Here is a 10,483-nt window from a genome sequence, read left to right as displayed (position 1 = left end):
TGGTCAATGATGGATTCGTACTTGTGAAAGGCTGAAAGCAGCATGCCATCGCCCCCAATGGAAATGACAATGTCCGGATTCTTTGGCGTCAGGATAAAGTTAGCTTCCTTCAACTTGGACCACAATTCCTTGGAAACAGCTTCGCTCTTGGGATTGCGACTGCTCAGTAAGGCGACTTTTTTTCTATCTGTAATCTTCATCTGTATCATCGCTATTTCCAACGCCGTCATTCAATTTTCGGTGGGCAGGATCAAAGAGGGCCTGGGCCTCTTGAATGTCGTCGCGGATTTTGCGCATCTCCTCATCTAGCTGATAGGCAATTTTGGCTGTAATCTCCAAGCGTTGCTTGATTTCTTCCGGAAAATTCCCCCTGTACTTATAGTTGAGGGAATGCTCGATGGTCGCCCAGAAGTTCATGGACAGGGTCCGAATCTGAATCTCTGCCAGCACTGTCTGATTACCATTGATGGTGTCTACTGGATATTGGACAACGACATGGTAAGAACGGTAGCCAGACGCCTTCATATTGTTAATATAATCGCGCTCATGCACCACCCGCATATCCTTACGCTTGCGGATAATCTCCAGGACTTCTTCCACATCATCGACAAATTGGACCATAATTCGAATCCCAGCAATATCCTGCATATCCTGTGCCAGATTTTCCAGCTTGATATGGCGAAGCGCCATCTTTTCTTGGATGGACTCGATGGGCTTGACCCGGCCAGTGACAAACTCGATGGGTGAATGTCGATTGGCCTTGCGATACTGCTTGCGCACCCCACGAAACTTAATTTTTAGTTCGCCAACCGTTTGAATATAGGGGTCTAGGAATTCTTCCCAATTCACTATAAACCATTCCCCTTTCCTGCCATTATTGATTTCATTTCTACTCAAAATACGAAGGCTTTTCTTGTCAAAAGCTCAATTTTTTTATAGAATAACACAAAGACTATTATACCACATGAAAGGCTTTTACTCTAGTAAAAATGAACCAATTAGAAATCGAATACAAAACCCTCTTGAGCAAGTCAGAATATCTTCGCCTACTGGACGAATTTTCAAACACCGAGCCTGTTCATCAAACCAACTATTACATTGATACAAGAAACTCTGACATGAAAAATCACCGCTTCTCTCTGCGTATTCGACTTCTTCCTGATAAGGGCGAATTGACCCTCAAATGCCCCCAGGACGTTGGCAATATGGAGTACAATCAGATGCTTTCCTTAGAGGAAGCCCAAGCCCTCATCCATGACTTTCACCTCCCAGAAGGCCCCATTCATGACTTGATTGTAGCAACTAGCATCCCCATCGATGACTTGAAGATTTGGGGGCAACTGACCACCATTCGTCATGAAAAAGAAGCCTCATTTGGTCTCTTGGCCCTGGATGAAAATGCCTACAATGGCCAGACAGACTATGAATTAGAAGTCGAAGTCAAAGATGCAGAGGAAGGCAAGATTTCCTTTGATTATTTTCTCAAAAAGCATTCTATCAAGTTCAAATATGCTAGCAGCAAGGTTGCCCGCGCTGCTGCTTCTCTCAAATCAGCCAAATAAGTGCTGATTTTTTGTTTTCATTTACTGAAAATTTGTCATTTTTTTGGTAGAATAGTTCTAGTCAATAAATTGCAAATTGAGCTTCCTAGGCAATAAGCCTATCAAGCTCATCCTCTAGTTATAAAAGGAGTCAATGAGCCATGGTTCAACCATATGCTGACAAACAAATTAAACTATTCTCTTTGACAGGGAACCAACCTATTGCAGAGAAAATTTCTAAAGCAGCTGGTATCCCCCTTGGAAAAGCTTCCTCCCGACAATTCTCTGACGGAGAGATTCAAATCAACATCGAAGAGAGTGTTCGCGGCGTAGATGTCTATATCATCCAATCAACCAGTTACCCTGTCAACGATCACCTCTGGGAACTCTTGATTATGGTAGATGCTTGTGTACGTGCCAGTGCCAATTCTGTCACAGTTGTCATGCCCTATTTCGGTTATGCCAGACAGGACCGCACCGCCGCACCACGTGAACCCATCACTGCCAAACTAGTTGCTAATATGCTGGTAAAAGCTGGAGTTAGTCGTGTGGTGACCTTGGATTTGCATGCCGTTCAGGTACAAGGTTTGTTTGATATTCCAGTTGATAATCTTTTTACGGTACCTCTTTTTGCAGATTACTATGTGAGAAAAGGCCTGATTGGAGATGATATTGTCATCGTCAGCCCTAAAAATTCTGGCATCAAACGGGCTCGCTCACTGGCAGAGTCACTTAACACTCCTATCGCCATCATTGACTACGCCCAAGACGATGCAGACCGCGAAGAAGGTTACATTATCGGAGATGTCGAAGGTAAAAAAGCTATTCTCATCGATGACATGCTTAATACAGGCCGGACCTTCTCAGAAGCAGCCAAAATTGTGAAGAAAAATGGGGCTACTGAAATTTATGCTGTAGCCAGTCATGGACTTTTTGCTGGCAATGCAACTCAACTCCTTGATGCTGCACCAATTCAGGAAATTCTAGTAACAGATTCCGTTGATAGCAAAGAACAGTTGCCAAAAAATATCAAATTCCTATCTGCCAGCGAATTGATTGCCGATGCTATTATCCGTATTCATGAACGTCGCCCAGTCAGCCCACTCTTTAATGCTACCATTCACCTGGATAAGAAATAGGGAGGCCTTATCTTGATTTATCTCGATAATGCGGCAACGACATCCCTTTCGAAAAAAGCTTTAGAAACCTTCGTTTCTGTCTCGCAAGAAGTTTATGGGAATCCATCTAGCATTCATACTTTTGGTCGTAGAGCCAATCATATCCTACGCCAGGCTCGCCAGGACATTGCTCAATCCCTCCAAGTCCAATCAGATCAAATCATCTTTACTTCCGGTGGCTCAGAGGCAGATAACTTAGCCATCAAAGGCTATGCCCTGGCCAACCAGGAAAAAGGTAAGCACCTGATTACGACCGCCATTGAGCATCATGCTGTTCTCCATACCATGGAGTATTTGGAAAAGCGTTTTGGCTTTGAAGTGACCTACCTGCAGCCTGCAAATGAACAAATCACTGCGGAACAGGTTAGAGAAGCCTTACGCCCAGACACTATTTTGGTCAGTGTTATGTATGCCAACAACGAAACGGGACATCTCTTGCCCATTCAAGACATTGGCAAGCTTCTCAAAGACCACCAGGCTGTCTTTCATGTTGATGCTGTTCAAGCCATAGGAAAATTACCGATATTTCCTGGGGAATTAGAAATCGATTTCTTAGCTGCTTCTGCCCACAAATTTCATGGGCCAAAAGGTGTTGGATTCCTCTATTGCAGACAAGCTGGTTTTGACTCGCTCATTCATGGGGGGAAACAAGAGAACCAACACCGGGCTGGAACCGAGAACCTACCAGCTATCGCCGCTATGGCAACGGCCCTGACAGAGCAAGTCAACGGAGCTCAGGAGAATCTAAACACCATCAACCAGTTAAGAGAACAATTCTTACAGAATATAGCTGATGTTAACTATTACCTCAACCAGGATGAAAAAGCACTCCCTTATATCATCAACATCGGTTTCTCAGGTTACTTAAACGAACAATTACTCATGAGGTTAGACCTAGCTGGAATTGCTGTTTCCAGCGGTTCAGCCTGCACAGCTGGAGTTATCCAAAACAGCCATGTCCTAGCAGCCCTGTACGGAACTGATTCGCCCCGATTAAAAGAATCGATTCGCATCAGTCTCTCAGAAGAAAATACTGCTGAAGAAATTGACAAACTTAGTCAAACTATAAAAGAAATTATTGGAGGTGCCCGCAAATGGCATTCGAACAACAAGTAGCCCTTAAGGACTGCCGCTACTCTTACAAACTCAATCCTACTGTCAAAAAGTTCACACTCCGTGACAATACCTTTGAAGTGACCAAGGCTGGCCATTACCAGCTTAGCCGTATTCTAGAAGAAATTCCCAACTCAAATCAAGGATTTCTTCTGAAAATCACCATCAATAGCGACTTAAATGGATTTAAAGTTAATATCACTGACCAATCCGGTCTTCGCCTTGTGAATATTTTTAAAGAAAATGGAAGTAGGGTCATCCAAGAAAAGTTTTATTTTCTCATGGACAGTCTGGTTGACAGAGATATTTTCACAAAGGAAGAACAGTAATTTGAAGTGGCTAATTATCCAAAAAAGCCTATCTAAACGCAAAAACAAGGACTTCTCCTTGTTTTTTTTAATTTTAAAAACACTTTTGTTGATTTTTTCACAAACATCCTTTACAATATAAAAGGATAAAATTTGACTTACAGAAACGGAGAAAAGATTGTGAAAAACAATAAGAATGCAGCGATCCCTCGTGCCACCGCTAAACGGCTCTCACTTTACTATCGAATTTTTAAACGATTCCACCGAGAAAATATTGAAAAAGCCAGTTCAAAAGAGATTGCAGAGGCTATCGGTATTGATTCTGCTACTGTTCGCAGAGACTTCTCATACTTTGGTGAGCTTGGCCGCCGTGGCTTTGGTTACGATGTCAAAAAGCTCATGGACTTCTTTGCTGAAATCCTCAATGATAACTCTATTACGAATGTTATGCTAATCGGTGTCGGAAATATGGGCCGGGCCCTCCTTCACTACCGCTTCCACGAGCGCAATAAGATGAAAATTGTCATGGCCTTTGAAACAGATGACAACCCGGTTGTAGGCACCATCGACCAAAATGTTCCCATCTATGGCATTTCCCAAATAGAGGAAAAAATTAAAGAAGCCAATGCAAAAACCGCCATCCTAACCGTTCCAAGTAGTGCAGCCCAAGAAGTGACTGATTCACTGGTAAAAGCAGGTGTCAAAGGCATCCTCAGCTTCTCTCCTGTTAACTTGAATGTACCAAAAGATGTGGTCGTTCAGTATGTTGATCTGACCAGCGAACTCCAAACCCTGCTCTACTTCATGCGCAAGGGCTAAAACAACTCGCTCTCTTCCCGAAAACTGTAATAGGAAGACTGCCCAACAATCAAATGATCCAATAATACGAGTCCCAGTGTTTCACAGGACTCTTTTAATTTCTCTGTGAACAGAATATCATGCCGACTAGGGTCAATCGAACCAGATGGGTGATTGTGGACAATAATAACCGATGTTGCCATACATTTGACAGCATAGTGTAAAATCTCTCTGGGTTCTGCAATGCTGCGATTAACAGAACCGATAAAAATCGTTTTTTGGGAGATAATCCGATTTTGCGTGTCCAAATAGAGGGCCACAAGATGCTCTTGCTTTTCCTGACCAATATCGGCCATCATCTTGCGGCCCAAGCGCTCACTACCCAATACCCGCTCCTCGAGGAGCAATTCTGACTGATGAACTCGCTTGCCTAGCTCAATCATGGCCTTGATTTCGACTGCCTTTACACGGCCAATTCCAGTCAATTTCTGCAGTTCTTCAATCGAAAGCTCCCGCAGAGAAGCTAAGTTATCTAGTTTTTGCAAAAGATGTTGCGACAAGACTGAAACAGGTTCATTTTTAGTACCAGTCCGAATCAGAATAGCCAAGAGCTCTTGATTACTCAGTTTTTCAGCTCCCACTGCCAATAAACGCTCCCGAGGCAATAGTGCTTCTTCCTTGAATTGAATACTATACATAAAGATCCTCCTACCTAATCTATTCGAAAAAGAAGTAGAATCTTCCCCGAAAAAATTCAAATGTTGGTTCAACAACGAGTCATTATGGCTAGTTATTAAAGCTAAATAAGGTTTGCATCAAATGGTTTGGAAATTTTTGCCCTTATTGAAAAAAGAGGACTGGACAAGTTTTGCCCAGTCTCTCTTGCTTTACAATTGAACTTGATTGTAGGATTTCTCGAAGTACTTCAAAATCTCCTCAGGCGCCCCTTCAAAGGGGATACTGCTCTCCAAATCACCAAATACAATGGTTCTCATGGTTGCTTCTGCATCCTCACAGGTGACCAGGGTAATTTGATTTTTACCAGGATAGTCATCAATGACATCCACCCGATCAGGTTCTACTGTTTCAACTGCTGTAATCACATAGGTGTAGATAGTTTCCTTATCAGTGATATAGATTTTCATCCCATTTTTAGCCTTGTAGAGAGGAGAGAAAAGCGTTTCACTTGCCCCTGCAATGCCGAAGATGTGATGACTAGCCAGAGTATAATTCCCTTGCCCCATCACTTGGTCTTCCTTCATCGTTCCCGCTCCATACATTAGAGCAACATTTGACAGACCTTTGAAAATGGGCAAATTGATTCCCAAATCTGGGATAGCAACCCCACCAATAACAGGCAGCTGCTGCGCTTCCCATTGTGCTTTCAAAACAGCCTCTGTCGAAATAGACTCGACCTGATTGAAATCAAAGGTAACATCAGCATTTTTGTTTTTATCAATGTCCTCTTTGGATACCTTGCTAATTTGATAATGATTGGAATACCAAGCAATAATCATATTGCGGATAGAGGTATTGAAAATCAAGGCTAAGGAAACAAGAACTAGCAGAAAAATGAAAGTATTTCGCAGAATATGTCGCTTTTTCTTTTTTTGATTTCTCTGTCTTCTCATCATATCCTACTCTTCGCCTTCAATTTCTTCTTTATCCTCTTCAGGTGCTACCAAGGCAAATGTCACAATTTTGGCTTCATCATCCAAGCGCATAACCTTCACGCCCATGGTTGAGCGACCAGTTTGAGAAATATTGGAAACATTGGTCCGGATGACAACACCAGTATCCGTCATAACGACCATATCCTCGTCTCCAGAAACTGTGACCAGACCAGCTAATGGGCCATTCTTGGCTGCTACATTGAGGGTCTTAATTCCCTTACCGCCACGACCCTTGGTTGGGTATTCACTGGCTGCTGTCCGCTTTCCAAAGCCTTTCTCGGTCAGAACCAATACTTCCTGATCATCAGAAATAACAGTAGCTCCAACCAGACAATCTTCATTTCGTAAGTTAACACCACGAACACCGGTTGCAGTACGGCCCATATTGCGAACAACTGTCTCATTGAAGCGAACAGAATAACCCAGTCTGGTTCCCATGATAATGTCAGATTGACCATCTGTTAGGAATACTGTAATCAACTCATCATCTTCCTTGAGATTCAGAGCCTTGAGACCATTCTGACGAATATTGCCAAATTCAGAAACGCCTGTTCTCTTGACGACACCTTGACGGGTCGCAAAGAAGAGATACTGATCATCGTTTTTCTCACGGCCAACATTAATGATGGTTTGAACAAACTCGTTATCTTCTAGCTTCAGCAGGTTGACGATTGGCAAGCCTTTTGCCGTACGACCATATTCTGGAATTTCATAGGCTTTGAGACGGTAAACACGCCCTTTATTGGTGAAGAAGAGGAGACGGTCATGGGTTGAAGATGAAACCAGATCTTTGACAAAGTCATCATCCTTGACACCAGTCCCTTGGACACCACGACCACCACGTTTCTGGGCACGGAACTCATCCTGACCCAAACGCTTGATATAGCCCTTATTTGAAAGGGTGATGAGGACATCTGATTCCTCAATCAAGTCTTCATCTTCAAGGGACAGGACTTCTCCGACCATGAGCTCTGTTCGGCGTTTGTCAGCATATTTGCGCTTAACTTCGGTCAGCTCATCTTTAACAATTTGAACAACCCGTTCTGGCTTGGCCAGAATATCTGCCAAATCAGCAATCAAGGCAATCAATTCATCGTATTCAGATTGAATCTTATCCCGTTCCAAGCCTGTCAATCGACGCAGACGCATGTCCAGAATGGCCTGGCTTTGACGCTCGGAAAGGGCAAATTTGTCCATCAACTCAGCCTGAGCAATGGCGTCCGTTTCTGAGTTGCGAATGATACGAATGACCTCATCAATGTGATCCAAGGCAATGAGCAAGCCTTCCAAAATATGGGCTCTGCTCTCTGCCTTTTCCTTGTCAAACTGGGTCCTGCGGACCACTACTTCCTTCTGATGCTCAATATAGGCTGCCAGGATTTCTTTGAGCGAAAGGATCTTTGGAACACCACCCTGAATGGCCAACATATTAAAACTAAAGTTGGTTTGAAGTTGGGTCAATTTGAAGAGATTGTTTAGAATTACACTAGCTGAGGCATCCCTGCGGACCTCGATAACAAAGCGAACACCCTCACGATTGGATTCATCACGGACTGCTGTGATACCTTCAATCCGCTTCTCTTGGGCCAAACGAACGATATGGTCATGAACCTTAGATTTATTAACCATATATGGAAACTCAGTCACAACAATCCGCTCACGGCCATTTCCAAACTCTTCTATTTCTGTTCGAGAACGAAGAACAATGGACCCTTTACCAGTTTCATAAGCACGATGGATACCGGATTTCCCCATGACCAGAGCCCCTGTCGGGAAGTCAGGTCCAGGCAAGACTTCCATGATATCCCTAGTCGTTGCTTCTGGATTATCAATGAGCAGGTTAACCGCATCTATGGTTTCCCCCAAGTTATGAGGAGGAATATTGGTCGCCATCCCAACAGCAATACCGGTTGTACCATTCACCAATAGGTTTGGGAAACGAGCCGGTAGTACCTCTGGCTCCCGCTCACTGGCATCATAGTTGTCAACAAAATTAACTGTATTTTTGTTAATGTCACGTAGCATCTCCAGCGCAATTTTGCTCATCCGAGCTTCAGTATAACGCTGAGCAGCTGCCCCATCCCCGTCCATAGAACCAAAGTTTCCATGACCATCGATAAGCATGTGACGGTAAGACCACCACTGGGCCATCCGCACCATGGCTTCATAGATAGCACTGTCTCCATGTGGATGGTATTTACCCATAACGTCACCCGTGATACGGGCAGATTTCTTATGGGGTTTATCAGGTGTGATTCCCAGCTCATTCATTCCATACAAAATCCGACGGTGTACTGGTTTGAGACCATCACGAACATCTGGAAGCGCCCGTGAAACGATGACACTCATGGCGTAGTCAATGAAACTCGTTTTCATTTCACTGGTTAAATTAATATCGACTAAGTTTTTATCTTGCACTGAACAAGCCTCATTTCCTCTTGAAAATACTAGTACCATTATACCATAAATTGGTCTAAAAATAAGGTTTTTAGTGTTCTTTACCTTGGAATGTAAACATTTTCAACGGATGATCTTTACTTGTGAAAGTGAGTAAAAAATGCTACAATACTTAATGATTGGGAGACTTCCCATAATAAATCTAAGGAGATGTGTAGCAATGACTGCAACAAAACAACATAAAAAAGTAATCCTTGTCGGCGATGGTGCCGTAGGTTCCGCCTATGCCTATGCTCTTGTTAACCAAGGTATTGGTCAAGAATTGGGTATCGTTGATATTAACAAAGACCGTACACAAGGGGATGCTGAGGATTTGAGCCACGCTCTTGCCTTTACTTCACCTAAAAAAATCTACTCTGCTGATTATTCAGATGCTCATGATGCAGACCTCGTTGTATTAACTGCTGGCTTGCCACAAAAACCAGGTGAAACTCGTTTAGAACTGGTAGAAAAAAATCTCCGCATCAACAAACAAATCGTTACTGAAATTGTTGCTTCTGGTTTCAATGGTATTTTCTTGGTAGCTGCTAACCCAGTTGACATCTTGACTTACTCAACATGGAAATTCTCTGGTTTCCCTAAAGAGCGCGTTATTGGAACAGGTACTTCATTGGATACAGCTCGTTTCCGTCAAGCTTTGGCAGAAAAAATTGGTATCGATGCTCGTTCAGTCCATGCCTATATCATGGGTGAGCACGGTGACTCTGAGTTTGCTGTCTGGTCACATGCAAACGTTGCTGGTGTAAAACTGGAGCAATGGTTGCAAGATAACCGCGATGTCGATGCCCAAGGTTTGGTTGACCTCTTCATCTCTGTGCGTGATGCTGCATATTCAATCATCAATAAAAAAGGTGCTACTTATTATGGTATCGGTGTTGCCTTAGCTCGTATCACCAAAGCAATCTTCGATGACGAAAAAACAGTCTTGCCACTTTCAGTATACCAAACAGGTCAATACGAGGGTGTTGAAGATGTCTTTATCGGACAACCTGCTATCGTTGGTGCTCATGGTATCGTTCGTCCAGTAAACTTGCCACTCAACGATGCTGAATTGCAAAAAATGCAAGCATCCGCAAAACAGTTGAAAGACATCATTGATGATGCATTTGCTAATCCTGAAATCGCTGATGGCGTAAAACAATAATACTATGAACTACCATCCTTCTGGACGGTAGTTTTTTGTTCCAAAAAAAAAGCGGCTCTATAATTTCTGTAGTGGGTAAATCCACCATGGAGATTATGGAGCTTTTTTGAGTGTATACAAAAAGTCCCATATGACCTATAATGAAAAGCGACCAAACTTACATTAGAAAGACTCATATGGAACAACTAAATTTTATCACAAACTTACTAGGAATAAAAGACCCAAACATCACTATCTTAGATTAACAGGACTGCGGTACACATAAGGAAAT

General features: G+C 43.0%; 10 protein-coding genes and 1 pseudogene. 6 read left to right on the top strand and 5 right to left on the bottom strand.

Annotated elements, in window-relative coordinates; translation table 11 throughout:
- A pseudogene (locus ACEYCN_RS09100) lies at positions 1-200 on the bottom strand (NAD(+) kinase); the annotation flags it as partial.
- On the bottom strand, positions 184-849 hold the full coding sequence (locus ACEYCN_RS09095) for a GTP pyrophosphokinase family protein (protein ID WP_373713965.1): 666 nt from the start codon (positions 847-849) through the stop codon (positions 184-186). The gene ACEYCN_RS09095 and the pseudogene ACEYCN_RS09100, both read right to left, overlap by 17 nt.
- A gap of 140 nt (positions 850-989) precedes the next feature.
- Between ACEYCN_RS09095 and ACEYCN_RS09090 the strand changes: the two genes are divergently transcribed.
- The 5 genes from ACEYCN_RS09090 (at position 990) to ACEYCN_RS09070 (ending at position 4,959) form a co-directional block, all read left to right on the top strand.
- Entirely contained in the window at positions 990-1,562 is a 573-nt protein-coding gene (locus ACEYCN_RS09090) for a CYTH domain-containing protein (protein ID WP_373713964.1), read from the top strand.
- Positions 1,563-1,702: 140 nt separating this feature from the next.
- The gene (locus ACEYCN_RS09085; RefSeq protein WP_373713963.1) at positions 1,703-2,680 is read left to right on the top strand and encodes a ribose-phosphate diphosphokinase; all 978 of its coding nucleotides are present in this window, start codon (positions 1,703-1,705) and stop codon (positions 2,678-2,680) included.
- A 12-nt stretch (positions 2,681-2,692) separates the two neighbouring features.
- Positions 2,693-3,835: a cysteine desulfurase family protein gene (locus tag ACEYCN_RS09080; RefSeq protein WP_373713962.1), complete on the top strand. Its 1,143-nt coding sequence runs from the start codon at positions 2,693-2,695 to the stop codon at positions 3,833-3,835.
- The gene (locus ACEYCN_RS09075; RefSeq protein ID WP_373713961.1) at positions 3,814-4,161 is read left to right on the top strand and encodes a DUF1831 domain-containing protein; all 348 of its coding nucleotides are present in this window, start codon (positions 3,814-3,816) and stop codon (positions 4,159-4,161) included. Before ACEYCN_RS09080 ends, ACEYCN_RS09075 begins: the two co-directional genes overlap by 22 nt.
- A gap of 159 nt (positions 4,162-4,320) precedes the next feature.
- Entirely contained in the window at positions 4,321-4,959 is a 639-nt protein-coding gene (locus ACEYCN_RS09070; RefSeq protein WP_373713960.1) for a redox-sensing transcriptional repressor Rex, read from the top strand.
- On the opposite strand, the gene radC is transcribed toward ACEYCN_RS09070, so the two are convergent.
- From radC to gyrA, 3 genes are all read right to left on the bottom strand, one after another.
- Positions 4,956-5,636 carry a DNA repair protein RadC gene (gene radC / locus ACEYCN_RS09065; RefSeq protein WP_373713959.1) on the bottom strand — a complete coding sequence of 227 codons (681 nt, stop codon included), beginning with the start codon at positions 5,634-5,636 and terminating at the stop codon, positions 4,956-4,958. The two genes, ACEYCN_RS09070 and radC, sit on opposite strands and share 4 nt — an antisense overlap.
- Positions 5,637-5,825: 189 nt before the next feature.
- On the bottom strand, positions 5,826-6,572 hold the full coding sequence (locus ACEYCN_RS09060; RefSeq protein ID WP_373713958.1) for a class A sortase: 747 nt from the start codon (positions 6,570-6,572) through the stop codon (positions 5,826-5,828).
- A 3-nt stretch (positions 6,573-6,575) separates the two neighbouring features.
- Complete coding sequence (gene gyrA / locus ACEYCN_RS09055) at positions 6,576-9,029, bottom strand: DNA gyrase subunit A (RefSeq protein WP_373713957.1); 2,454 nt, start codon at positions 9,027-9,029, stop codon at positions 6,576-6,578.
- Between the two features lie 199 nt (positions 9,030-9,228).
- Between gyrA and ACEYCN_RS09050 the strand changes: the two genes are divergently transcribed.
- On the top strand, positions 9,229-10,212 hold the full coding sequence (locus ACEYCN_RS09050; RefSeq protein WP_373713956.1) for an L-lactate dehydrogenase: 984 nt from the start codon (positions 9,229-9,231) through the stop codon (positions 10,210-10,212).
- Positions 10,213-10,483 lie beyond the last annotated feature (271 nt).

Source organism: Streptococcus sp., assembly GCF_041802885.1.
In the GTDB taxonomy this organism is placed as follows: Bacteria; Bacillota; Bacilli; order Lactobacillales; family Streptococcaceae; genus Streptococcus.
Note: the sequence above shows the minus strand (reverse complement) of the source record. Positions and strands in the feature narration are given on the sequence as shown.